This window comes from Marinobacter sp. 1-4A, from assembly GCF_016597725.1.
In the GTDB taxonomy this organism is placed as follows: domain Bacteria; phylum Pseudomonadota; class Gammaproteobacteria; order Pseudomonadales; family Oleiphilaceae; genus Marinobacter.
Genome location: NZ_VCGY01000002.1, coordinates 681218 through 706276 on the forward strand (window position 1 = coordinate 681218; position 25059 = coordinate 706276).

Annotated in this window: 23 protein-coding genes; 12 read left to right on the plus strand and 11 right to left on the minus strand. The window is 53.2% G+C overall.

The window, feature by feature from the left end:
* Positions 1 to 69 precede the first annotated feature (69 nt).
* Both FE845_RS06820 and FE845_RS06825 read left to right on the plus strand, forming a co-directional pair.
* On the plus strand, positions 70 to 540 hold the full coding sequence (locus FE845_RS06820) for a winged helix-turn-helix transcriptional regulator (RefSeq protein ID WP_200362671.1): 471 nt from the start codon (positions 70 to 72) through the stop codon (positions 538 to 540).
* A gap of 157 nt (positions 541 to 697) precedes the next feature.
* Complete coding sequence (locus tag FE845_RS06825; RefSeq protein ID WP_200362673.1) at positions 698 to 1423, plus strand: OmpW/AlkL family protein; 726 nt, start codon at positions 698 to 700, stop codon at positions 1421 to 1423.
* Positions 1424 to 1514: 91 nt separating this feature from the next.
* Here FE845_RS06825 and FE845_RS06830 read toward each other — a convergent pair whose 3' ends face one another.
* Positions 1515 to 2822: a DEAD/DEAH box helicase gene (locus FE845_RS06830; protein WP_200362675.1), complete on the minus strand. Its 1308-nt coding sequence runs from the start codon at positions 2820 to 2822 to the stop codon at positions 1515 to 1517.
* 334 nt (positions 2823 to 3156) lie between these two features.
* Here FE845_RS06830 and FE845_RS06835 point away from each other — a divergent pair, with 334 nt between their 5' ends.
* On the plus strand, positions 3157 to 4224 hold the full coding sequence (locus tag FE845_RS06835; protein WP_200362677.1) for a transporter substrate-binding domain-containing protein: 1068 nt from the start codon (positions 3157 to 3159) through the stop codon (positions 4222 to 4224).
* Positions 4225 to 4244: 20 nt separating this feature from the next.
* Here the strand turns inward: FE845_RS06835 and FE845_RS06840 are convergent, their stop codons facing one another.
* The 3 genes from FE845_RS06840 to FE845_RS06850 form a co-directional block, all read right to left on the minus strand.
* The gene (locus tag FE845_RS06840) at positions 4245 to 5771 is read right to left on the minus strand and encodes a flavin-containing monooxygenase (protein WP_200362679.1); all 1527 of its coding nucleotides are present in this window, start codon (positions 5769 to 5771) and stop codon (positions 4245 to 4247) included.
* A 108-nt stretch (positions 5772 to 5879) separates the two neighbouring features.
* Positions 5880 to 6593 (minus strand): SGNH/GDSL hydrolase family protein, encoded by a 714-nt coding sequence (locus tag FE845_RS06845; RefSeq protein ID WP_200362681.1) that lies wholly within the window; start codon positions 6591 to 6593, stop codon positions 5880 to 5882.
* Positions 6594 to 6608: 15 nt separating this feature from the next.
* Entirely contained in the window at positions 6609 to 6899 is a 291-nt protein-coding gene (locus FE845_RS06850; RefSeq protein WP_200362683.1) for an encapsulin-associated ferritin-like protein, read from the minus strand.
* A gap of 159 nt (positions 6900 to 7058) precedes the next feature.
* On the opposite strand from FE845_RS06850, the gene FE845_RS06855 reads away from it, so the two are divergent.
* The 3 genes from FE845_RS06855 to FE845_RS06865 all read left to right on the plus strand — a co-directional run bounded on the left by FE845_RS06855 (position 7059) and on the right by FE845_RS06865 (position 9975).
* Positions 7059 to 8114 carry a histone deacetylase family protein gene (locus tag FE845_RS06855; protein ID WP_200362685.1) on the plus strand — a complete coding sequence of 352 codons (1056 nt, stop codon included), beginning with the start codon at positions 7059 to 7061 and terminating at the stop codon, positions 8112 to 8114.
* Positions 8115 to 8133: 19 nt separating this feature from the next.
* Complete coding sequence (locus tag FE845_RS06860; RefSeq protein ID WP_200362687.1) at positions 8134 to 8715, plus strand: TetR/AcrR family transcriptional regulator; 582 nt, start codon at positions 8134 to 8136, stop codon at positions 8713 to 8715.
* A gap of 102 nt (positions 8716 to 8817) precedes the next feature.
* Positions 8818 to 9975, plus strand: a complete 1158-nt coding sequence (locus FE845_RS06865; RefSeq protein ID WP_200362689.1) for an iron-containing alcohol dehydrogenase — start codon at positions 8818 to 8820, stop codon at positions 9973 to 9975.
* Between the two features lie 72 nt (positions 9976 to 10047).
* Here FE845_RS06865 and rlmE read toward each other — a convergent pair whose 3' ends face one another.
* Entirely contained in the window at positions 10048 to 10668 is a 621-nt protein-coding gene (gene rlmE, locus FE845_RS06870; RefSeq protein ID WP_200362692.1) for a 23S rRNA (uridine(2552)-2'-O)-methyltransferase RlmE, read from the minus strand.
* Between the two features lie 184 nt (positions 10669 to 10852).
* Between rlmE and FE845_RS06875 the strand changes: the two genes are divergently transcribed.
* The 3 genes from FE845_RS06875 to FE845_RS06885 all read left to right on the plus strand — a co-directional run bounded on the left by FE845_RS06875 (position 10853) and on the right by FE845_RS06885 (position 14007).
* Positions 10853 to 12490: an NAD(P)/FAD-dependent oxidoreductase gene (locus tag FE845_RS06875; protein ID WP_200362695.1), complete on the plus strand. Its 1638-nt coding sequence runs from the start codon at positions 10853 to 10855 to the stop codon at positions 12488 to 12490.
* Positions 12487 to 13221, plus strand: a complete 735-nt coding sequence (locus tag FE845_RS06880) for a TrmH family RNA methyltransferase (RefSeq protein ID WP_200362697.1) — start codon at positions 12487 to 12489, stop codon at positions 13219 to 13221. The genes FE845_RS06875 and FE845_RS06880 overlap by 4 nt, the downstream gene beginning before the upstream one ends.
* 117 nt (positions 13222 to 13338) lie before the next feature.
* The gene (locus tag FE845_RS06885; RefSeq protein ID WP_200362699.1) at positions 13339 to 14007 is read left to right on the plus strand and encodes a transglutaminase-like domain-containing protein; all 669 of its coding nucleotides are present in this window, start codon (positions 13339 to 13341) and stop codon (positions 14005 to 14007) included.
* Between the two features lie 125 nt (positions 14008 to 14132).
* Here FE845_RS06885 and ahpF read toward each other — a convergent pair whose 3' ends face one another.
* Positions 14133 to 15698 (minus strand): alkyl hydroperoxide reductase subunit F, encoded by a 1566-nt coding sequence (gene ahpF / locus FE845_RS06890; protein WP_200362701.1) that lies wholly within the window; start codon positions 15696 to 15698, stop codon positions 14133 to 14135.
* A 307-nt stretch (positions 15699 to 16005) separates the two neighbouring features.
* Here ahpF and FE845_RS06895 point away from each other — a divergent pair, with 307 nt between their 5' ends.
* The gene (locus FE845_RS06895; protein WP_200362703.1) at positions 16006 to 16737 is read left to right on the plus strand and encodes a DUF3581 domain-containing protein; all 732 of its coding nucleotides are present in this window, start codon (positions 16006 to 16008) and stop codon (positions 16735 to 16737) included.
* A 109-nt stretch (positions 16738 to 16846) separates the two neighbouring features.
* Here the strand turns inward: FE845_RS06895 and ahpC are convergent, their stop codons facing one another.
* From ahpC to FE845_RS06915, 4 genes are all read right to left on the minus strand, one after another.
* Positions 16847 to 17410 carry an alkyl hydroperoxide reductase subunit C gene (gene ahpC, locus FE845_RS06900; RefSeq protein WP_200362705.1) on the minus strand — a complete coding sequence of 188 codons (564 nt, stop codon included), beginning with the start codon at positions 17408 to 17410 and terminating at the stop codon, positions 16847 to 16849.
* A 144-nt stretch (positions 17411 to 17554) separates the two neighbouring features.
* Positions 17555 to 18859: a TRAP transporter large permease gene (locus FE845_RS06905; protein ID WP_200362707.1), complete on the minus strand. Its 1305-nt coding sequence runs from the start codon at positions 18857 to 18859 to the stop codon at positions 17555 to 17557.
* Positions 18849 to 19343 carry a TRAP transporter small permease gene (locus tag FE845_RS06910; protein WP_200362709.1) on the minus strand — a complete coding sequence of 165 codons (495 nt, stop codon included), beginning with the start codon at positions 19341 to 19343 and terminating at the stop codon, positions 18849 to 18851. Before FE845_RS06910 ends, FE845_RS06905 begins: the two co-directional genes overlap by 11 nt.
* Positions 19343 to 20353, minus strand: coding sequence for a DctP family TRAP transporter solute-binding subunit (locus FE845_RS06915; RefSeq protein WP_200362712.1), 1011 nt, complete (start codon positions 20351 to 20353; stop codon positions 19343 to 19345). The genes FE845_RS06910 and FE845_RS06915 overlap by 1 nt, the downstream gene beginning before the upstream one ends.
* Positions 20354 to 20593: 240 nt before the next feature.
* On the opposite strand from FE845_RS06915, the gene FE845_RS06920 reads away from it, so the two are divergent.
* Together FE845_RS06920 and FE845_RS06925 are read left to right on the plus strand one after the other, a co-directional pair.
* A complete protein-coding gene (locus FE845_RS06920; protein WP_200362714.1) occupies positions 20594 to 21763 on the plus strand; it encodes an AI-2E family transporter in 1170 nt (389 codons plus the stop codon).
* A gap of 14 nt (positions 21764 to 21777) precedes the next feature.
* Positions 21778 to 22233: an MgtC/SapB family protein gene (locus FE845_RS06925; protein ID WP_200362716.1), complete on the plus strand. Its 456-nt coding sequence runs from the start codon at positions 21778 to 21780 to the stop codon at positions 22231 to 22233.
* Between the two features lie 45 nt (positions 22234 to 22278).
* Here the strand turns inward: FE845_RS06925 and FE845_RS06930 are convergent, their stop codons facing one another.
* Positions 22279 to 25059, minus strand: coding sequence for an EAL domain-containing protein (locus tag FE845_RS06930; protein WP_200362718.1), 2781 nt, complete (start codon positions 25057 to 25059; stop codon positions 22279 to 22281).

A 25059-nucleotide genomic window follows, 5' to 3' on the forward strand; every position in this document is an offset into this window, starting at 1 on the left:
TTTGGTCTCTTAACGCAACTTTATTTAATCTGGTTTTAAGATGCAACCCTATTCTGTACACTTCAGCGCATGGCTAGAAAACGTTTTGATGATTCCAACTGCTCCGTCGCCCGCGCCCTGAATCAGGTGGGAGACTGGTGGTCCTTGCTTATTGTGCTGCACGCCATGTACGGCACCCGGCGCTTTGTGGATTTTCAACAGGAACTGGGCATCGCAAAAAATATCCTGTGCGATCGCTTGGCCCGGTTGGTGGAAAACGGCGTCCTGAAGAAAGTAGATGTGGGTGAGCACGGCTCTCGCTTTGAGTATCGCCTCACCGAGAAGGGTCGTGATCTATTCCCGGTAGTCATTGCGCTGCGCCAATGGGGAGATAAGTGGAACCCTGCGCCCGATGAAGCCCCCTTGGATCTTCGAGACAGGGCCACCGGGCAACCAATTCAAACGGTTGAAGTTCAGAATGCCGAAGGCAAGCCAATCACCGTGCGAGATGTGTTTGTATCTGGTGAGCCAACACTTGGCAGCAAAAAAGACCCCGCCTGACAATCCGCAAAACTACGCTCCCGACCTATTTCTTGAGTTGCATCAATCTGATGCCGGAACACGAATCACCTAATCGCAATTATTGCGCTATATCAAGTTTCCTGTCTCCGTGGCCTTTAACCTGAGCACAACAACGATTCAGGTTAAGGAGATGTTTATGTCCCGTACGTTCAAACTTAGTGTTATGGCAGCCGCCGTTATGGCCGTTGCGCCCGCAGCCCAAGCTTTTGAGGGTGGTGATTTCATTCTACGTGCCGGGGCTGTTCATGTGGCACCCGATGACTCAAGCGATGTGATTAAAGTTGGCGGCGCGCCGATTTTTGGAGCTGACGCACGTGTTTCTGTTGATACCAACACCCAACTCGGTATTCGTGCCACCTACATGTTTACCAGCAATCTGGGCGTAGGCGTGTTGGGCGCGACTCCGTTCAAACACAACATCAATGGTGCCGGAGACCTTTACGGCGCGGGCAAACTGGGTGAAACCAAGCACTTGCCACCAACACTGACATTGCAATACTTCCCAATGCACAGCTCTTCTGCGCTTCAGCCGTTTGTGGGCGTGGGCGTGAATTACACGACGTTTTTTGAAACCAAGACCACCAGCACACTAGACGGTGCGGTAGCTGCAACGGTACCGCTGGCAGGCGCTACCACTGAACTGGAGCTTGATGACAGCGTTGGCGTAGCGTTTGAAGCTGGTGTCGACTATATGCTCAGTGAGAACTTTGGTTTGAACGCGGCGATCTGGTGGGCAGACATCAACACTGACGCTACCGTAAAAGTTTACGATGGCGCAGGTAACTTCGTTACTAACGCAGACACATTTGAAGTTGAGATCGACCCCATGGTTTACATGGTAGGTTTCACCTACAAGTTCTGATCCCTGAAAACAACAATGCGGAGCCGAAGCTCCGCATTGTTTGGTCAGTTACCCGAGGCCTATCTGGCTTCAGGCACTCTTAGTCTATTCTTCACGCACTCTGGCTTGAACGTCCGCGCTGGCCACCGCCGTTTTGGCTGCGTCCACCGCTACGCCCGCCCGGCTTATCACCAAAGCTGCGGGGCTTGCCGCCCGGCCGACCGTTACCACCACTGCGATTACGAGCCTTGCTCGGATCCGCCTTGGCTTTCGGCTTCATGGCCACATGGTTTTTTGGCTCAAAACCTTCCATTTCCTTGCGCGGCAACTGCTTCTTGATCAGCTTTTCAATGCCAACCAGCATCTTGAGCTCATCAGCGCTTACCAGCGACAACGCATGCCCGCTCTCACCTGCTCGACCGGTCCGGCCGATACGGTGCACGTAGTCTTCCGGCACGTTAGGCAGTTCAAAGTTCACCACCTGCGGCAACTGCTTAATGTCCAAACCACGGGCCGCAATATCCGTGGCAACCAACACGCGCACCTGCCCTTGTTTGAAATCGGCCAAAGCGCGGGTGCGAGCCCCCTGTGACTTATTGCCGTGTATGGCTGCTGCTGTGATGCCGTCTTTTTCCAGCTTTTGGGTCAGGCGGTTGGCGCCGTGTTTGGTGCGGGTAAACACCAGCACTTGTTCCCAGCTGTTCTCACGAACCAACTTGCTCAACAGAGCGGTCTTCTGGCTCTGATCAACCGCGTACACAGACTGCTTAACTGTTTCAGCGGTGGTGTTTCTGACCGCTACGTCGATCTGAACCGGATTATTCAGCAGACCTTGGGCCAATGCGCGAATTTCACCGGAGAAAGTCGCCGAGAACAGCAGGTTCTGGCGCTTGGCGGGCAACAGAGCGAGAATTTTCTTGATATCGCGAATAAAGCCCATGTCCAACATGCGGTCGGCTTCATCCAGAACCAGAATTTCCACTTCGTTAAACTTCACAGCATTCTGCTGATACAAGTCCATCAAGCGGCCTGGGGTGGCAACCAGAACATCTAAGCCTTTGCGCAGTTTCATCATCTGCGGATTGATTTTTACGCCACCAAAAACCACAGCGGCCTTGGTGGGAACATATTTGCTGTACAGGTTAACGCTATCGTGAACCTGTGCGGCCAACTCTCGTGTAGGTGCCAAAATGAGTACACGAGGGCCTTTGCCCGTGCGGGGTTTTTCAGCCAAGCGCTGCAGTAACGGCAGGGTAAAACCGGCGGTCTTGCCGGTACCCGTCTGAGCTGCCGCCATCACGTCCTTGCCAGAAAGTACGGCAGGAATGGCCTGAAGCTGAATGGGAGAAGGGGTATCGTAACCTTGATCGGCGGTGGCACGGACAAGCTGCTCGGACAAACCGAGTGAAGAAAAACTCATAGTTGATTAACTCTTGATTGTTCTGCCTCCACGAACACCGTTTTAGGCGAATGCGGGCAGATGCCATGAAGATTCATGGAATATTAGACGACTACAGTCACTCGCCGGTAATCGGGGTGACGTCCTCTGACAGGTCGTATGGATGGTTCGCAACGCGGCTATAAAGCCGGAAACTGCAGAATCCTTAGAGGCAGGATGCGTGCACAGTAACAGAGCTTCATAGAATTGGCCATAAGGAATTACAACCGATAATCCTGTAGTTTACATTTATTGATCGCCGCAAACCCACTTAACTTAAAAGGAGCGCCACCCTGCCTTGGGGACGCACACAGTTATGTTTATACGAAGTCTATCCTGCATTTTTCTACTTGCACTGGGCATCGCCAGCCACACTCAGGCTCAAGAGCAACCTTTAAAGATAGGCATTACCGAAGTGCCTCCGTTCGTTATGCAAGCAAACGATGGGCGCTGGGAAGGCATCAGTATCGATCTTTGGGAAGATGTTGCGGCAGGCATGGAGCGGGAGTTTAAATGGGTTCCCATGAGCTTTAACGAGCTGCTTGCCGCCGTGGAAAACGGTGATATTGATGTGGCCGTGGGCGCTCTGACCATGACGGCCGATCGGGAAGCCCGTTTCGATTTCAGTCACCCCTTCTATCAGACCGGCCTGTCGATTGCGGTCCCGCCGGTTCCGGAAACAAGCTTGCTGAGCAGTCTGAAAGCGCTAATAAGCTGGAAGTTTCTCAGCGTTGTCCTCGGGTTGGGCGCACTTCTATTAGGCGTTGGCTTTGTGCTTTGGCTGGTGGAACGGCACCGCAACCCGGAGCAATTCGGAGGGTCTGCCGCAGAAGGCATTGGTTCCAGCTTCTGGTGGGCAGCGGTTACCATGACAACGGTAGGTTATGGCGACAAGGCGCCAGTTTCTCTCGCAGGCCGGCTGATTGGCCTGATCTGGATGTTTGCAGGTTTGATTATGGTGGCCAGCTTTACCGCCGCCATCACATCCTCTTTGACCGTGAGCAACTTGCGCTCAGGCATTCAAGGCACGGATGACCTGCCCGGCAAGGTAGTAGCTACCATTGGTAATACCGCCAGCCAGCGCTATCTAGAAGAGCAACGGATTCGCTACCAAACCTACCCGGATCTCACTTCCGCCATGGTGTCTGTAGCCGAAGGCGAAACCGATGCCATTGTGTACGACCGGGCCTTGATGCAATACCGAAACCTGCAACTTGGCCAACAGAAACTGACGGTTCTTCCCGGTGTATTTGCGGAGCAACTCTACGCCTTGGCGCTTCCGGACGGCAGCTCTCTGAGGGCGCCGATATCCCAGCAGATCCTTCGGGTAACAGAAGAGGATAGCTGGGCAGACACCCGGGCAAGCTATCTAGGTACCGATTGAACTCTCTATGCCCTCTACACTCAGGATCCAAACAGAGCTGAGCGCAAAGGCCGGAGAAAACCACGGGGCTCGCTTCCGCGGGCCTTGGATTTCCTGCCATCAAACTCAATGTAGCCATCTTCAATCGGATCAAACCGCAGAATTTTCACGTCCGCCAGATAATTCTGCGCGGCTTTCCACGGGGCGTGGGTACCCTGACGGGGAAGGCGATCCGCTGCACGCTTAACGTAGCCTGCGTCCAAGGCACCCATCACCGTATCCTCACCCAAGCTGTTTTCATAATCTTTGGCGACCGCCACACGCACCTTGTGCTGGTCCATGTAATTTATCAGTCGGCATAGGTATTCACTGGCAATATCTGCTTTTAGGGTCCAGGAGATATTGGTGTAACCGAAAATCATACCCGCGTTGGGAACGCCCTCCACCATCACATTCTTGTAGACAACCTTGTGTTTTAGAACCACTTCCTGGCCGTCCACTTTCGGTTTGATGCCCCCAAGCATTTGAATATCCAAGCCCGTTGCAGGAACGATGATATCCGCGTCCAGATGCTCACCAGACTTGAGGCGGATACCGGTTTCAGTAAAGCGCTCAATGTGGTCCGTCGCCATGGAAGCCTTGCCCGCTTTCAATGCACCAAACAGGTCACCATCTTTCACCACGCACAAGCGTTGATCCCAAGGGTTGTAGTCCGGAGTGAAGTGGCGCATGTCGGTTTGATCACCCACTTGGCGCTTGATAACGCCCAAAAACAGCCGACGCATGAATTTCGGGTTCTTACGGGAGCGTTGATAAAGCAGCCGGGCAACGGTGATATTACGAGCCCGAGTGAGCCGGTACGCGGCTTTTTCAGGTAACACCTTCTGAATACCAAGCGTTACCTTATCTATTGATGGCAGGGGCATCAGATAGGTGGGCGAGCGCTGCAGCATGGTTACATGCTCGGCTTTTTCGGCCAGCGTGGGCACCAGCGTAATCGCCGTCGCGCCGCTACCAATAACGACAACCTTTTTACCCGTGTAATTCAGGTTTTCGGGCCAGTGCTGCGGGTGGACAACCTGTCCTTTAAAATCCGCTTCGCCGGGAAAATCGGGCTTGTAGCCCTGATCGTAATTGTAGTAGCCGGTGCAACCAATCATAAAACTGGCGGTATAGCTTTCGGTTTTGCCTGTTGTTTCATTCAGCGCCGTAAGCTTCCAGCGCTTGTCCACACTCGACCAGTCTGCGGTTTTTACCGCAAGGCCATAACGGATGTGCTGTCCAATGCCATGCTCTTGCGCGGTTTCACTAACGTAGTTTTTGATGGATGCACCATCCGCCAGCACCTTACCGCCAGTCCACGGGCGGAAATTGTAGCCAAAGGTAAACATGTCGGAATCGGATCGAATACCGGGGTAACGGAACAAATCCCAAGTGCCGCCGAGTGACTGGCGCCGCTCCAGGATAGCAAACGTCTTGCCCGAACACTCCCGCTTCAAATGACAAGCCATACCTATACCAGACACCCCGGCACCGATAATCAATACGTCAAAGTGCTGTTCGCTCATAGCCGGCCTCTCGATTTCGCTGTCGTTATTCAGTTAACACATTGAGAATCACGATAGCGCAACCGGGTACCGATAGTGGTTGGCAGGTGGGGTCTAAAACCCCTGATATTAGGCCAGCTTGCGAATACTGGCTGCAGCGTGCTCGGCCCACATTCCGTAGGCATCCGATCCTGGATGAAAGCCGTCCGAAGCCATGAAACCGGGCTCTAAAGGAAAGGAAATGCAAAGATACTCAAGGCTGCCCACCCCAGAGTTCCAGTTATTACAGAGGTTCTCCATCAACGTGTTCAGCTGTTTGGCCCGTATACCCAGATACCAGCGTAAAGGCTGCGGCAAGGCTGGAAAAAGATGCATCGGAGGAATAGCGGTAAAAATAACGCGGGTGGCGCTCATGCCATTAATTAATCGGTCCGACAGCTCATTGAGTGCAGTAAGCCACTGCCTGTTACCAGTGCGGCCAGTCACATCGTTAACACCAACAGAAACCAGCACAACGTCATAATGGTTATGAGGCGACGCATTGAGCGCGGCCAGAACATCGGCCGCTTTGTGGCCAGTCTCTGCCAACAAGCGCCAAATAACGCGGTGATCGCTGGCAAGCTCGCGAACCAACTGGCCCGCCAGCGCATCCTGCTGAGTAGTCACGCCCACCCCGGCGGCAGCCGAGTCCCCGAGAATAAGCAGGCGAAGTTCCGGTCCTTCGCCAAGGCTACCCTGACGGTCCCCTTCAGGCTCCTGCAAGCTCGGCGTTACCCGGCGTACATAGCGCCCCTGGCCGATAAGCACCGGTGCCAGCGCAAGCGTCGACAAGGGGTACAACATAGCGACTACGCCCGTTCAGTCGTGGTGGCCAATCGGGCCTTCGGTAAACAGAAATTCACGTAGGTGCTTGTCCATCACCGGATCTCTTCTGCGTATCCACTCCAGCACCATGGCGGCGTGTTCCTTTTCCTCATCGCGGTTGTGCTCAAGAATTGCTTTTAGTTCCGGATCCTTGCAAGCGTCCATCCGCTGGTTGTACCAATCTACCGCTTCAAACTCTTCCATTAGGGAGCTTACGGCCCGGTGCATCTCGCGGGTTTCATCAGTCAATTCGCCAACAGGTTCGTGATAACTCTCGTTCGCCATAAAAGAAACCTTTTATCCAATAGTGAATGAGGTAATTCTCAGCATATTTGTACGCTCTGACAATAGACCAAAATACGCCACCAAAACACCTTAGCTTAGTTTGAGCCACCGCAAAAGCTATGGCAAAGTCGAACACCAAACTGATCCGGACAGCACCCTATGAAAACTGTTTTCTCACCTTTGCACAGCCTACGCTCCGCTAAAACCGAGCTGGATGGCGGAATCCTGATCGAACCCCATGAAAAGCCATCCCGTGCGGAGACCATTCTGGCCAGAGTGAGGTCACAAACTCTGGGCGAGGTGATTGAACCAGAAGAGTTTGGTTTGGACCCTGTAAAGCGGGTGCATGCAGCCGATTACGTAGAGTTTCTGGAACACTGCTGGGCAGACTGGGTGGCTGAAGGTAAACCGGGGGAGGCTATTCCAGCTGTGTGGTGTGGCCGGGGTATGCGACCCCGTATGCCCAAAGACATTGATGGCCGCCTCGGTTACTTTAGCTTCGCCGCCGAAACCTCCATTTCTAAGGGCACCTGGGAAGCAGCCTGTGCCTCTGCCAACGTCGCTCTAACGGCACAAAAGTTGGTGGCAAACGGCGAAGGTGCTGCGTTTGCGCTGTGTCGCCCACCCGGCCATCACGCACACGCTGATCTCTTCGGGGGCTACTGCTTTTTCAACAACGCCGCCATTGCTGCGCAGGCGTTTCGAGACCAAGGCTACGAGCGTGTTGCCGTTCTGGATGTGGATTTTCACCATGGCAATGGCACACAGGCCATTTTCTACGATCGTAGTGATGTTCTGACCATCAGCCTGCACGGAGACCCGGACTTGGTGTTTCCACACTTTCTGGGCTTTGAAGATGAAACCGGGGATGGCGAGGGAAAAGGCTATAATCTCAACATGATTTATCCCCCCGGAACGCCCTACAGTGAGTGGAGCAAAGGATTGGAAACCGCCTGTAAACGCATTGCAGATTTCCAACCAAGTGCACTGATAATTGCGCTGGGTGTGGATACTTTCGAGGAGGATCCGATTTCATTCTTTAAGCTGAAATCAAAAGACTATGTCTCACTGGGCGAACGTATTGCCCAACTCGGGCTGCCTACCGTATTCACAATGGAAGGCGGTTACGATGTGGACGCCATTGGAGTGAACGTGGTGAACGTAATGCAGGGCTTTGAGTCCGAGAAACAAAAAAACTCTAGACGACCGGTCTAATCAACTTTACTATGGCGCCATGAATCGACATAAAGACACCTGCCAACACCTACTGACGACTGGTCGCGATATTCTCGCGGCGCAGGGCTTCAGCTCGGTTGGCCTGAGCGCTATTCTCCAGCAAGCAGGTGTGCCTAAAGGCTCCTTCTACCACTACTTCCGGTCGAAAGAGAGCTTTGGCCAAGCGGTACTGGAGGCTTACTTTGTCGATTACATGGACAATCTGGAAACTCGTTTCAGTGATAGCAGCGAGTCGGCGCTAGATCGACTCATGAGGTACTGGCAAGACTGGCAACAACAATACTGCGGCCCTGTAGGTTTGAGGGACTGTTTAGTGGTGAAGCTGAGCGCTGAAGTCGCCGATTTATCAGAGGCCATGCGTCTGACATTGAAAGACGGCACTGACCGGATTATCGACGGGATTACCCGATGCGTCGAAGCCGCCATTGCTGAAGGTTCTATACCTGACCAAAACGCCCGACAACTGGCGGCAAGTCTTTATCAGCTTTGGCTTGGCGCAAGCCTGCTGACCAAGCTTCATCGAGACGACCAACACATGGCGCATGCCATGGCCTGCACTCAAAAACTGCTCATAAATTAAATCAAGGTTTATCTCACGCGGACTGTTGTGACTGTTTTTTTCGCCAAAACACTAGTCGACCGGTCTATTTTATATTTTAAGAATCAACATTAAGGATTCCAAATGAATAACTTTAACTTTTACAACCCAACTCGCATCGCCTTCGGTGAAGGCAAAATTGCCGAGCTAGACAAACTTGCCCCTAAAGATGCCAAGGTACTGGTTCTGTTTGGTGGGCAAAGCGCTCGCCGCACCGGCACTTTGGGTGAAGTCACCCAAGCACTTGGCGACCGTCAAGTAACCGAGTTTGGAGGTATCGAGCCGAACCCAAGCTTCGAAACGTTGACCAAAGCAGTTGCACAGGTTCGCGAACAGAATATAGATTTCCTGCTAGCTGTAGGTGGCGGGTCAGTCATCGATGGCACAAAGTTTGTAGCGGCAGCCGCCGTTTTCGAGGGTGACGAATGGGATATCCTACTCGAAGGCGGCCGTAATATTAAAAGCGCCCTACCCTTTGGCTCGGTGCTGACTCTTCCTGCCACAGGCTCTGAGATGAACAAAGGTGGTGTCGTCACTCGCCGGGCGCTGAAGGCGAAGTTACCGTTCCAAAGTGACTTTGTGTTCCCACAGTTCTCAATACTTGATCCCACAAAAACCTATACCCTGCCGTTGCGTCAGGTAGGCAATGGCGTTGTAGATGCCTTCGTTCATGTGGTGGAGCAGTATCTAACCTACCCAGCTCAGGCGCCGATCCAAGATCGTTTTGCAGAAGGCCTATTGCTAACACTGACCGAAATCGGTGAACAAGCCATCGCGGAGCCCGAGAACTATCAGGTTAGAGCCAGCCTAATGTGGACAGCAACATTGGCCTTGAATGGCCTTATTGGTAGCGGTGTGCCTCAAGATTGGGCCACACACATGCTGGGGCATGAGCTGACCGCCCTGCACAATCTGGACCACGCCCAGACGTTGGCCATTGTGTTGCCATCGATGTTACGTGAGCGCAAAGCATCCAAACTGGACAAATTGGTTCAGTACGGCGAGCGGGTGTGGGGTATTCGTGAGGGAAGCACTGAGGAAAAAGCCGAGGCCGCGATTGCCAAAACTCAAGACTTCTTCGAGTCACTCGGTGTTAAAACGCGCCTTGGCGACTACGGCCTTGGCGAAGAGCACATCGAGCCATTGATCAAAAGCCTCGAAAGCCACGGTATGACAGCGCTTGGTGAGCACGGCGACGTCACGCCCGATGTATGCCGTCGGGTGCTTCAAGCAAGCCTGTAAGCAAAAACCGTTTTTCTTTTGCGGGGCCCTGAAACTTCAGGTGCCCCTTTTTTGCTTACACGGTTGGCAAATTCAGCCTTTGAAACCCTTGCCTACAACATAAACTTCCCGGGAGCGGGCGCGGGAAGAATCTGGCTTACGCACCACCACCTTATCGAATACCTCTCTAGCGGCTTTCAAATACTCATCGTAGCCTTCGCCTTGAAACACCTTGGCCACAAAGCTGCCCTTGGGTTTGAGCACCTGTCCAGCCATATCCAAAGCAAGTTCCACCAAGTACATCGACGAGGCCTGATCAGCTACAGTGACACCACTGATATTCGGAGCCATGTCAGAAATCACAACATCCACACGGCTATCGCCGAGCGCTTCCATAATGGCATCGAATACCGAGTCTTCTGTAAAGTCTCCTTGCACAAACTCCACACCGGCAATGGCATCCATTGGCAATATGTCTGACGCCAACACCCTGCCCTTGTGGCCCACCAGATTGACCGCCACCTGCGACCAGCCTCCCGGCGCCGAGCCGAGATCCATCACCACCATGTTGGGATGAATTAACCTGTCTTTTTTGTTGATTTCAAGAAGCTTGTAACTGGCCCGGGAACGATAGCCATCGACCTGCGCCTGTTTCACGAAGGGATCGTTTACGTGCTCATCAAGCCAGCGGCCACTGCTTTTGGAACGTGCCATAGGAGTTCTTTAAAAGGTGTGTCGAAAAGGGGTTACTCAAGCGTTCATTGTACGTGTCGCGGGCACTCCCGGCAAAACCCTGACAACCGCACGAACCGCACGTACAATTGCCGCATTATTTTCCGATTTCTTATACTCGGCATCAGAACCGCCATTGGCGGCTAAAGACCGCGCAGGACCTATTATGATCCGCCTTACCGAACTGGCGCTGCCGCTGGATCACCCCGAAAGCGCCCTAAGGGCCGCAATACTCGAACGCTTGGGCATCATTGACGCCGATCTGGTGGATTTCACCGTATTCAAGCGCAGCTACGACGCCCGTAAAAAAAACACTGAGATCAAGTTCGTTTACATTGTTGATCTGAACGCGCGCAATGAAGACGCCATTCTCGCGCGTTTTGAAAAAGACCAGCACATCCGGCAAGCACCCGATACCGCCTATTACCCAGTTGCTAAGGCACCCGCTGGCCTAACCGAACGCCCGATTGTGATCGGATTCGGCCCCTGCGGCCTTTTCGCCGCTCTGATTCTAGCCCAGATGGGATTCCGGCCCATTGTGCTGGAGCGCGGCACAGACGTACGCCGCCGCACCAAAGACACCTGGGCCCTGTGGCGGAAAAAGCAGCTATCGCCAGAATCGAACGTACAGTTCGGCGAAGGCGGCGCGGGCCTATTCTCCGACGGAAAGCTGTACAGCCAGATAAAAGACCCGAAGTTCTATGGCCGCAAGGTAATGCATGAGTTTATCCGGGCCGGAGCACCCGATGAAATTCTGTACGTAAGCAAGCCCCACATAGGCACCTTCCGGCTTACTGGCGTGGTGGCTACCATGCGTGAAGAGATCATCCGCCTTGGGGGCGAAATCCGCTTTGAAAGCAAAGTCACCAATCTGGACGTTCAAGATGGTCGTGTTGCCGGGGTCGAACTGGCCTCCGGCGAGCGATTAGACAGCCGATATGTGATTCTGGCGCTTGGGCACAGCGCGCGCGACACCTTCCGCATGCTCCAACGGAACGACGTATTTATTGAAGCCAAGCCCTTTGCCATCGGCTTTCGCATCGAGCACCCGCAATCGCTGATCGACAATGCACGTTTAGGCAAATACGCCGGTCATCCGGCCTTAGGGGCAGCAGACTACAAGCTGGTGTATCACGCCAGCAACGGTCGGGCAGTCTACAGTTTCTGTATGTGCCCGGGCGGCACAGTGGTGGCGGCAACCTCTGAGCCTGAACGAGTTGTTACCAACGGCATGAGCCAATACTCCCGCAACGAACGCAACGCCAATGCCGGTATTGTTGTGGCTATTCACCCAGAAGAAGACTTCCCCGGTGGCCCTCTGGCCGGGGTGGAATTTCAAGAGGCGCTGGAATCCCGGGCGTACACACTCGGCGGTAGTGATTATTGCGCTCCTGCCCAGCTGGTGGGGGACTTCATCAAACGCAAAGCGTCTACCCAACTGGGCGAAGTGGAGCCCTCCTACAAGCCCGGTATCAAGTTAGGTGATTTAGCGCCATCACTGCCGCCATACGCCATCGAAGCCATCCGTGAAGCCCTACCGGCTTTTGGCAAGCAGATCCGGGGTTTTGACCGAAAAGACGCCATTTTGACCGGCATTGAAACCCGAACATCTTCACCTGTGCGCATCACCAGAGATCGCACCAGCCTGCAAAGCCTAAACACTCGCGGCCTTTACCCTGCCGGTGAAGGTGCGGGCTATGCTGGCGGCATTCTTTCTGCTGGAGTGGACGGTATAAAAGTTGCTGAGGCGCTGGCACTAGCCATGCTGGACGATCTGGAAAATAACAGCGGGGCTCATTCGTGAAGCTGGATGACATCAAAAAGCTACAGCAAAAAAAATACCGGCAGGCACTGAACCATTATGTGATTGAGGGCGAGCATCTGGTTTTAGAGTTGCAGAAAGCGGCGGCCCACAAACCTGAACTTAACGCGTCCGAGTTGTATGTAACGGGCGAATATGAACAGTGGGCCAGCCCATTCAAAACCCACCAAGTAAGCGAGCGCCAGATGTCCCAGCTCGCCGACACCCGCACGCCTCAGGGCATTCTCGCCGTAGTGCCCATGCCAAACAGCGAGAGCGTGCTTGCACCAGAGCCCGGCGAAAAAGCCGTTTACCTGCACGAAGTTCAAGACCCGGGTAACCTCGGAACCATTCTGCGCACACTGGCATGGTTTGGCGGCTTCCGCTGCCTGCTGAGCCCCGGTAGTGTTGACCCTTACAATCCGAAAGTGGTGCGCGCCAGCATGGGCGCAATCTTCCACGTACCGATTGAGACCGAAGTACCTCTAGCTGGCTTAAATAGCCGCTACAAATCTATTGCCTGCCTCGATCTAAACGGCGACAGGCTGACCGCCGAGTCGTTCCAACAGCACGATTGCTATCTGTTCGGCAACGAAGCCCGAGGCGTGCCAGCCGAAGCGTTGGATCAGTTGGGGGCAACTCCCTACACCATCGTGGGCAAAGGCGAGATTGAATCTCTAAATTTGGCCTCAGCAGTCAACATGTGTGCCTATGAGTTGGCTCGGAGCCTATAAGCGACCCTGCCGGGAACTCTGATCCATTTTGGCAGTCACCCTGATAGTTATCGCTATTGCCTGTAGCTTGCTAATTAGCGATGATCGAAGCTCGATGCCCAAACCGGATGCCCAGTTATGGAACACTACCTCCAGCCCACCGCTTTTTTCGACTACAACCAGTCCGAGCTAAAAGCTTGGATTGCATCACAGCTTGAGGGTGTACCCGACGACCCGGTAGAGCAGGCCAAGGCCCTCTATTTGGCCGTTCGGGACAGCGTGAGCTACAACCCCTACGTTTTCCGCCCCGAACCCGAGACCTTTAGCGCCAGCTACGCACTAAAAACCGGTGAAAGCTACTGCATTCCAAAAGCGGTATTACTCGGTGCTGCTGCGAGATCTATCGGTATACCGAGCCGACTCGGCCTTGCGGATGTACGCAACCATCTATCAAGCCCCAAGCTGATTGAGTGGCTGCGCTCAGATATCTTCCGCATGCATGGGTTTATCGAATTGCACCTAAACGGCCGTTGGGTAAAAGCCACCCCTGCATTCAACAAACAGCTTTGTGAGTTGATGAAGGTGGAGCCGCTGGAGTTTGACGGGGTGAACGACTCGGTGTTTCAGGAATACACGGAATCCGGCAAAGCGCACATGGAGTATGTGAACGATCATGGTGTTTTCGACGACGTTCCCCATGATTTTATTTTATCGGGAATAAAAGCCGCTTACGGGCACCTGTTCCCAGAAAGCGGCGTTCCCGAATCGGTTGAAGGCAGTCTGGAGACGGATATTTCCGGGAGCTGAAACGCAAAACGGCACTCGCCTGCCTGACGAATGCCGTTTTCAATACTCTTCAGCATATCCAAAACACGGCCGGAGCATTCGCCCCGGCTCATGTTTGTCTTGCCAACTCTCTATTCCAATTTGCTTTATTCCACAGAATTACGAATCAAGAAATCAAACGCACTCAGTGCGGCTTTCGAGCCTTCGCCCATAGAAATCACAATCTGTTTGAAGGGCACAGTGGTAGCGTCACCAGCCGCAAACACACCCGGAATAGAGGTTTCGTTGCGATCGTTGATGATGATTTCACCGTGCTGGCTCAGCTCAATATCACCTTTGAGCCATTCAGTATTCGGCACCAAACCAATCTGTACGAACACACCTTCCAGCGCTAGGTGATGGTTTTCACCCGTGTTGCGATCTGTGTATTTCAGGCCACTCACCCTGCCATTCTCACCAACCACTTCGGTAGTCTGGCCAGAGGTAATAATGTCTACGTTGTTCAGGCTGCGCAGTTTTTTCTGCAATACATCGTCTGCGCGCATTTCGGCGCCAAACTCAATCAGCGTTACATGGCGCACAATACCGGCAAGATCAATCGCCGCTTCCACACCGGAGTTACCGCCACCTATCACTGCAACATGCTTGCCCTTGAACAGCGGGCCGTCACAGTGCGGACAATAAGCAACGCCTTTATTGCGGTATTCCGCCTCACCGGGAACACCCAGCGGGCGCCAGCGAGCACCGGTAGAGAGTACGAGGGTGCGTGCTTTGAGTGACGCGCCATTAGCAAGACGTATCTCATGGGGCATGCCGGGCTTCGACGCCGGAATCAGCTTCTCGGCCAACTGCATGTTCATGATATCCACGTCATATTCTTTAACGTGCTGCTCCATGGCCGCCACCAGCTTCGGGCCTTCGGTGTAAGGCACAGAAATCAGGTTCTCGATACTCATGGTATCCGCAACCTGACCACCAAAACGCTCTGCAGCAATGCCGGTGGATATCCCCTTACGAGCGGCATAGATAGAAGCAGCTGCGCCAGCCGGGCCACCACCAATCACCAGCACTTCAAAGGTGTCTTTCTGGTTAATCTTCTCGGCTTCTTTCTCGTCAGATTTGGTATCCAGCTTGGAAACGATCTCTTCCAGAGTCATACGCCCCTGCCCCCAAGGCTCACCATTCAGGTAAACACTGGGCACAGACATAACCTCGCGCTTTTCCACTTCATCCTGAAACAGGGCACCGTCAATAGACGTGTGGCGAATATTCGGATTCAGCACGCTCATCAGGTTCAGAGCCTGCACCACATCCGGACAGTTCTGACACGACAGCGAAAAGTAGGTTTCGAACTCGAACTCACCATCCAACTGCTGAATCTGCTCAATGACATCCTGAGACGCCTTGGATGGATGACCTCCCACCTGCAACAATGCCAAAACCAGCGAAGTAAACTCGTGGCCCATAGGGATGCCCGCAAAGCGAACACCCATGTCGCTGCCCACGCGATTAATGGCGAAGGAAGGACGACGCACATCATTCGACTCTTCTGTGCGCAAACTGATCTTCTCAGACATTGGCTCGATCTCTTCGAGAAGCTCTCGCAACTCTTGAGACTTAGCGCCATCGTCGTAGGCTGCCACCAGCTCAATCGGCTGCTGCAGTTTTTCCATGTAGGCTTTCAGTTGCTGCTTGATATTGGCATCCAACATGTACGGATTCTCCTTTGTGGATTCGTAAAGCGATCGCTTGAGTGACTGAACTCACGCCTCAGGCAATCTTTGTTTGGGATATGTCTTAAAGATACGCACTCACAATTAAATGCTCAAATTAATTGATGCGAACAGATTGATAGCTGAATGCTATTGAATATATGGCAATCGCATCATTAAAAAGGCACCCAAAAAAAACACCTGATCCTGTGAATGTACAAATAGCGCATACCCATACACGCCAGACCTCGGTACCATGTTACAAGGCGCAGTGTCGTCACCCTTTTGCATTCAGGATAGGTAGCAAATGTTTCTAGACCGTTTTTATTCAATTCAAGACGGACGCGTATATATTTCCGCCCCTCAAGCCAGCCAATTTGCCAAGGAAGTGGCCGGAGATTTCAACCCGATTCACGATCCCGATGCCCGCCGCTTCTGCGTTCCCGGAGACCTGCTTTTTGCCGTAGTGGTCTCGCGCTTCGGCCTTTCCCGGCACATGACCTTCCAGTTCCGCGCTCTGCTTGGAAACGGTGTTCCTCTGGAGTTCCGCGAAAACGGAGAAGAGTCCATTCAGGTTTGCGACCAGAACGACAAGGTGTATCTGGAAGTCACACGCAGCGGCGATATAACTCGGGATGAAAAAGTCATTGAAGAGTTTACCCGTTGTTATGTGGCAGCTTCCGGCAAGAACTTCCCGCACACCTTGATACCACTGATGGAATCAAAGGGCGTGATGTTCAATCCCGATCGGCCCATGGTGATGTACGAGAGCATGAGCCTGACTTTGGATAATCTGGATGCGTCATCACCTGAGCTGGAACTGCACAAAGCTGAGCTGGAAGACAGTGGCAAACGCGGTAATGTCACTCTGGAATACCGGCTCAACTCCAATGGCCAAGCTGTGGGTGAAGTGTCCAAGCGCCTTGTTCTGGGCGGACTCCGACCCTATTGCCCGGATGCCATGGCGGGCGTGATTGAGGAATTCTATCGACTGAAGGCTCGCGGATCCCGATACGGTGTCGATACAGTCGAGCCCTGAACCCTATTCGTAAGCCGCAAACACACAAAACCCCGGATAGCCCGGGGTTTTGTATTAGTAACAAGCTCGTAGAGAACCTGTACTGTCTACTTTCTGTCTTGTGGAAAGCTTAGATCTTGCCAACAAGATCCAGTGACGGAGCCAATGTCGCTTCGCCTTCCTTCCACTTAGCCGGGCACACTTCACCTGGGTGGTTGCGCACGTACTGGGCAGCTTTCACTTTGCGCATCAGCTCAGACGCATCGCGGCCAATACCTTCTGCAGTGATTTCCATTGCCTGAATGATTCCATCAGGATCGATCAGGAAGGTAGCGCGGTCTGCAAGGCCCTGACCTTCGCGCATTACACCGAAGTTGTTGGTGATACTGCCGTTCTGGTCACCAACCATGAAGTAGTTGATCTTTCCGATGGTCTCGGAGCTGTCGTGCCATGCTTTGTGGGTGAAGTGGGTGTCAGTAGACACGGAAAACACTTCAACGCCCATCTTCTGCAGCTCTTCGTAATGGTCTGCTACGTCGCCCAATTCTGTTGGGCAAACAAAGGTGAAGTCTGCTGGGTAGAAGAAAAAGATCGCCCACTTGCCTTTAACATCGGCTTCGGAAATTTCTACAAACTCGCCCTGTTTGAAGGCGGTTGCGTTAAATGGTTTGATTTCGCTGTTGATCACGCCCATGAGTATGACTCCTGTTGGTTCGTTTGCGTGTTGATGAATCTACGGTCTTAATACTAAGCAATGGGCCAGCTTTAGTAAAATTGATTATCTTTAAGATAGCGATAGAACCTACCTATCCTCTATCGTTACCTTGTTATTGCGCCTCTACCAGGGGCCAACAACATAACCAAGCTGCTCCGGAAGCCAAAGGGCAATCCCGGGCATCAGCATCACCATAAGCAAGCTGACACTCATAGCGGCAATAAAGACCAACGCCCAGCCAATGGTATGTTCCAGCCGAATATTCGCAATACGTGTTGTAACCATCAGGTTAACCGCTACGGGTGGGGTAAATTGCCCAATGGCGATGTTCATTGCCAGCAAAATACCGAACCACACGGGGTTCCAGCCAAAATGGTTCATCAACGGCAATACGATGGGGATGAGAATCAGGTAAATCGACACCGCATCCAGCAACATGCCAGCAATCAACACCAGCACCATGACCAAGCCCAACAATACCCAACCGTTGTCGGACAGAGACAACAACCCATCCGCCAAGTGCTGGAAGGTGCCCAATGTTGTTCCCGCCCAGGCGAAAATGCCCGCCAGTGCAATGATCAACATAACCACACCGGATGTAACCGCCGCGTCGGTCATCAGATCAAACAAGCTGCGCAAACTCAGGTTGCGGTAAACCACGCAGCCTACAAGGACACCGTAAGCCACGGCGACCACTGCGGCTTCAGTGGGGGTGAATAGCCCGGAGCGCAAACCGCCTAGAATGATGACCGGTGCAAATAAGGCGGGCAATGCCGCCTTGAAACTGGGCCAAAACGGCGGGCGCTCCGAGGTTTCGGGGTTCTCCCAACCAAACTTACGGGCGAGGTACAGCGCCGGTACCAGAAGCGACAACCCGGCAAGAATGCCCGGAAACAAGCCGGCAGCAAACAGCGCCCGTAAATCCACACCCGGCACCACAATAGAATAGAGAATCAACGCAATCGATGGGGGAATCAGTATGGCGGTAGAGGATGAAGCCGCAATCAGCGCGGCGGAAAAGGGTTGCGGGTAGCCCGCCTTGCGCATACTGGGCAGCATCACCATAGCCACGGCGGCAGCATCTGCAGGCCCCGAGCCGCTCATTCCTCCCATGATGAGGCACACGAGAACTGCAACTACCGTCAAACTACCATGGCGCGGGCCGATAATAGACTGGGCAAAGCGCACCAAACTGGCCGCCACCCCGGCCCGTTCAAAAATAAGCCCCGTCAAAATAAACAGAGGTATCGCAATCAGCGGGTACTTAGACACACTGTTGTAGGTGTTGGTGCCAAACGTGGCGAGCATGTCGGGTGACAAGCCAGCGACGATTCCCACCAACCCACCAAACCCCAGCGCGATGGCGACGGGAACACCCAACACTAAGGCCACCAGAAAGCTGCCAATCATCAACAAGTCAGGATTCATGGATGACCTCCGCGTCTTTCTTGCCACGCATGCGGTCGATGAAGTTCTGGGTCATCCGGAAAATAATGGCAGCCGACATCAGCGGTAACCAAATTACATAAATCCAGTTGGGTAACCCCAACCCGGGTGATAGGGACTCCCAGTCGTATTCTTGCATCGCAAAAATAGCGCCATACCAAGTTGTGACCCCCATCACCGACACACCCACCAGCCACTGCACCACAAACAATACCTTCAAGGCAGCGGGCGGCAAGTAATGCTCAATCAGCTCAATCCGTATGTGCTGATTATTACGAGCAGCCACCGCGGCGCCAGCAAACGTAAGCAATACCAGAAGAAACACCGAGAACTCCTCAGTGAACGCAAAGGAGGCATCGGTGGTATAGCGGACAATCACGTTGCCCAAGCTGATCACACAAATTGCGATCAGCGCCAACGATGCCAACCAGGCTTCCGGCCGAAACTTCGGGGGTCGCGCGGACATTACTGCTTACGATTAGCGACAGCAGACTGGGCCTGTTTCACCAGGTCTTCACCAATGCGCGGCGCCCACTTTTCATAAACCGGACGAGTCGCCTTTACGAACGCGTCGTGCTGTGCCTGAGTGAGCTCCGTTACGGTCACACCGCGATCTTTGATGGCCTGTAGCGTGTCCGCAAGCTCGGCACGGGATTTTTCAATTTCCCATTTGCCAGCGTCGATTGCCGCCTGCTTCAGAAGCGCCTGATCTTCCGCATTGAACTGGCCCCAAACACGGTTGCTTACCGCAAACACCAAGGGGTCGGCCATGTAGTGCCACAGTGTGAGGTGCTCCTGTCCAACCTGATCAATACGCGCTACGTCAAAAACCGAAAGCGGATTTTCCTGACCATCAACCGCGCCGGTGGTCAGTGCTGGCTTGGCGTCTGCCCAGCTCATCTGCGTTGGGTTAGCGCCCAGCTCGGAGAAGGTGTCTTGAAACAAAGGCGAGCCTACAACCCGAATTTTCAAGCCCTCAAGATCCGCTGGCTCGCTGATAGCCAACTTGGAGTTGGACAGCTCACGAAAGCCATTTTCGCCCCAAGCCAACGGCGTTACACCGCGCTTTTCAATCGCTTTGAACACTGCCTTGCCAGCGTCACCCTGAGTAATTGCATCAATCGCGGCATTATCCGGCATCAGGAATGGCAAGGAGAACAGGTTCAACTCAGGCACCTGAGGCGACCAGTTGATGGTCGAACCCACGGCCATATCAATCAGCCCGGAGCGCATGGCAGAAAACTCTTTGGTTTGGTCTCCGGAAACCAGCTGGGAGTTGCTGTAAATCTTCATATTGATGCGCCCTTCAGAGCGCTCTTTCACCAACTCGACCCATTTATCGGCAGCCTGCCCCCAAGGAAATGCCGACGGCAGAACCGTAGAAACTGTGTATTCATCTTTGTATTGAGCGTTCGCAGCAGAGCTGAGCAGCAAAGCCGCCGCGGCAACAGCGATTAAAGAGCGGATTTTCAACATGTTGTTTTCCTTTTTTTATTGGCATGGCAAAGCTCGGGAAGAGATGCCGAGCACATCGCGGTAATGGGGGATTATAGGAGCGGGTGTTGCCGCGACGCAAAAGAAAAGCATTCGGGTAGAGACCGGCACCTCGTAATAGAAGTTGGCGCGTCATTACAACTCTGTTGTTTTTGCTCGTTCGCTGCCAGCGCGGTCTACAATTGATAGGATATAAACCTCACAACCACCACAGTGGAAACCATGGTAAGCAACGAACGGAGTGAGCTCCGCCCCGACAACACAGACCACAATAGTCAAAAACAGCGGAAGGCGCTGATTGAAGCCGTAAGTGTTCGCAGCACATCGATGGTTATTCTCGCCAGCATAGCCACCATCTATTTTATCAACTGGGCTCAGGCGGTGCTCCTTCCTCTAATGGTTGCGGTTTTAATCAGCTACGCCCTCGACCCACTGGTATCGGTACTTGACCGACTGAGGCTCCCCAGAGCCCTGAGCGCTGCCGTCGTTATGATCACACTGCTTGGAGCGATTGCCGCAGCCAGCATCCCCCTGCAACGTGAAGCCATGGCCATGCTGGACAAGATCCCTATCGCCATCAACGAATTTCAGCGCAATGAAGCTAGAGCTCCTGACCAAGAGCAAGGGCTCATGGAAAAGGCTCAAGCTGCGGCGAAAAAAATCGAGGAATCTGCGGCTCAGGGGCAAAGTGACAAGCACCCAGCACACGAAGGCGTGACGCCGGTGCGCATAGTAGATAAACCGATGGATATTCAGCAATACGTGTTGAAAGGCTCGCCGGCGGCACTGGTACTTATCTCGCAGTTTTTTTCCGTGTTACTTCTGGTGTATTTCATACTGGCAGTAGGGTCGCTGTATAAACGCAAGATTGTAAAGCTTTCAGGCCCGTCGTTCGGGCGCATGCGTAAAGCTGCCCGGATTATGGTCGACTTTCACCGCCAAGTACGGCGGTTCCTTTTTGTAATGCTGCTTGGTGCCCTGTTTGTAGGGCTGGTTACCTGGATTGCATTTCTAGCCCTCGGCGTGGAGCAGGCGATGCTTTGGGGCGTGGTTGCCGGTATCGCCAGTGCGATACCCTACCTCGGCCCGTTTTTGGTGTTGGTCGGTACCGGCATTGCAGCATTTCTCCAGTTTGGTGAAATGGAGATGACCATTATCGTGGCTGGCACCTCATTGGCCATCACCAGCATTCAGGGCTATCTTTTGACACCTTGGCTCACCAGCCAGATATCTAGCCTCAACGCCGTGGTGATCTTCATTGGCCTGCTTTTTTGGGGCTGGCTCTGGGGGCCGATAGGGCTAATCATAGCCACACCTATACTCATGATTATAAAGTCTTTATGCGACCACATTGTAAACCTGCGCCCCGTTGGTGAGCTGCTGGGCAAATAAACGAGAGGTACGCCATGTTCGATACAGAAATTCCTGTGCTGGATATGTTCATCCGGCTTCTTGCGGCAGCTGGCCTAGCCCTTGTTTTAGGTCTGGAGAGAGAGTTTAGGGGTAAGGCTGCGGGCTTGCGTTCTCACATGCTTGTGTCGCTTGGCGCTTCTGCTTTTATCATCATGGGCATGCACATTCTGTTTGCTACAGCAGAAGGCGATCCCTCAGCGCGTATTGATCCTACTCGTATTGTGGAAGGTGTTATCGGCGGGATCGGATTTCTCGGGGCCGGCAGCATTATCCAGAGCCGTGGCAGCGTTCAGGGTATTACCACCGGGGCATCGATCTGGATGGCAGGCGCCATTGGTGTGGCCTGCGGTCTGGGAATCTTTGCCCTAGCGGGCATGGTGACTTTAATGGCGTTAATCATTATGTCGGTGCTCGGCCGCTTCCAGCATGAGGTCATCAAGGGCAACTGAAACGCAGGTAGGGGTTGTTGGTTCGGTAAAGGGGAAGGTAGTTCGTTAGCCAACGGAAACCTTGCTTTTGCGAGTAGCTAGCCAACGGTCATAATCAGGCAGTGCAAGCGGGCGGGCGTACAGATAGCCCTGTGCGAGATCACAACCATGAGCCCGCAGAAACTGTTCATCTCCGATGGTCTCAACGCCTTCGGCCACCACCGACATACCCAACTCATGAGCCAAATTGATTGTCGAGCGCACGATAACCTGATTACCCGGAGAGTCCTGAAGGTTGGAAACGAAGGAGCGGTCGATCTTGAGAACAGAAGCCCGGAGGCTCTGGAGATACGCAAACGAGGAATAACCAGTCCCGAAATCATCGATAGCGATAGTCGCCCCACTGTCCACTAATTCATTGATCATTGCCTGAGCCAACTCCTCATTACCCAACAAAGCAGTCTCGGTTATTTCACACTCAACGTTGAAATAGCCACTGCTTGATTTCAGCAAATCTTTGAGGCCTGCAATGAAGTTGCGATCCTGAAACAGGCGCGCCGATAAGTTCACAGCTAAGTTGCGCGGCCTTCCTTTTTTCTCCCATTCAGCTTCCTGCGCCAGAAGAGTCTCTACCACCCAGCGCGTTAACGGCGCAATTTGCCGAGAACTTTCAGCAACTTCAATAAGCTGGGTTACCGGGACAACTTCACCTGCATTTTGTGGCCAGCGCAGGAGCGCCTCGCAGCCAACAGGAGTCAGGGTATTGAGGTCAAGTTTGGGTTGATAAACTAAGTAAAAAGCGTCATTCGCGATATGAGTACGAATAGCTGGCACCAGTTCAAGTCTGCGCAACGCTGCCTGGTTATCACTTTTGCTATAGCACCGAACAGCTACCCTTTCCTGCTTCCCCAACCGCATGGCATCCGTTGCCTGCAGCAGTAAAGTTTCAGCCTGAGTAGCTGCGGGCCTATCCGCTGTCTGATCATGCACGTTGCCACGCGTATCGGGCTCTGCAGCACCAGCAGTTGCAGATACCTGCAGTGGGATATCACCTGTCACCGTCAACATCAGAGGGAGTTCGAGCTGCTCGAGAAGTTGCTCACAGAATTGACCGCCGCCCGCTGTAAAACGCAGGTCAGGCAGCCAAAGAGCAAAACTATCACCGCCAATACGTGCACAATGCCCAAGATTGCCGACATAGTTTTCAATACGCTGAGCCACAGCCTTGAGCAGCTGATCACCAGCGATGTGGCCATAGGTATCGTTTACTTCTCGAAAGTAGTCAATATCGATACAAAACAGACAACCTAGCTGGTTTCGCACCAAAGTTTCATTAACTCTTTCAAACAACGCAGATCGGTTGAGCAGGCCGGTCAGGCTATCGTGTGTTGCCCGATATTCCAGATCACGCTCCCGCGCTACACGCTCGCTCAAATCCCGAAGCACTACCGTATAGATCGCATCACTGGACATAGCCACTCGGCTTACCGTCGCCTGAGCAGGGATGCGCTTACCTGAACGAGTAACAAGAAAAGTATCGAAGGGCGTATCGGGCAACAGCATCGGGCCGTGTCGGGCATCGGGCACAAAGTCGCTCAAACAAGAGTTTTGCATGTCGCTTTCCGATATATCGCAAAGCGTGCGGATCGCCTGATTAGATTTGGTTATCAACCCATTGCGATCCACACACAGAATGTAGTCATTAGTAGTGGCAACAATACGGTCGAGTAGAGCTTCTTTGTCTCTCAAGCTAATTTGCAGCCAGAGACGCTCCAAAGTAACGCTATCGAGCCGAGCAAGGTTGATCGCTACATAAACAAGCGCAGTCAGGAACAAGGGCTTAAACACATCCAGAATTAAGTGGGCTTCTACATGAACAAGCGCAAAAACACCTATCCAGACAATGGAGATCACACCAAGAGCCTTTAGGCCGCGCTGCCAACTGAAACGACTAAATACCAATATGGAGCCAACCCAGAACAAAGCAAAAATGATGCCCCCCGCCAGCGGGGTGACAGCAAATAAACCACCATTCCTTAGGGTTTGGGCGCCTAGTGCCTGAATGACCACACCTGGCAGCACCTGATAGAGTGGCGCAGCCAAATTATCGCCTAGCTCTACGGCAGTCGATCCAATGATCACGTCCCAACCACGCAGAGTGTCCTTTGACACCCGGCCCTCAAGAAGATCAATAAAGCTAACGTAGCGAAAAGACTTCGGGGAAATGGCGTAATCAACCCAAGTGCCTGAATCGGCATTCTGCGCCAGCGCACTCCAGGCTCCACGATAAAAACTGTCCTGCCACCGGAAACCAACGGAGAGAAACCGCACCAGACCATCATCGGACGGATACATGTTTACAGAAACCAACTCGGCATTGTCTGCCAACGCGGGTAGAGGGTGCCGTATCATGAGCGCTGAGTCCTCCTGACTACGACGCTGGACAAACACCGGAAGAAATGTAGGAACGGCCTCGGAAATGGACTGGATTGCATCTTCCAGTTCTGAGTCTCCCCCCAAGCTTGATGAGGCACTGAAGTCCACATCAATCATCAAAGAACGAATGCCAGCGTCACCGAGCGAATTGATAGCAGACGCATACACGCTTCGGGGCCAAGGCCACTGCCCAACGGCTTCTATACTTGCGGAATCAATCTCAAGAATCATGAGATTGCTGGGCTGTTCAGCGACCAGCACGCCAACAATCCGATCACGAAGCCCCATTTCAGCGCGTTCCAGCAAACCTGGCCACAAAAGCAACGCGAAAACGACCGCGGCCAGCAAGGCAGATAAAACCACCTTACTGGCCGGGCGAGAGCTAACAAAGCTACCTGTCTCCGCAGGCAT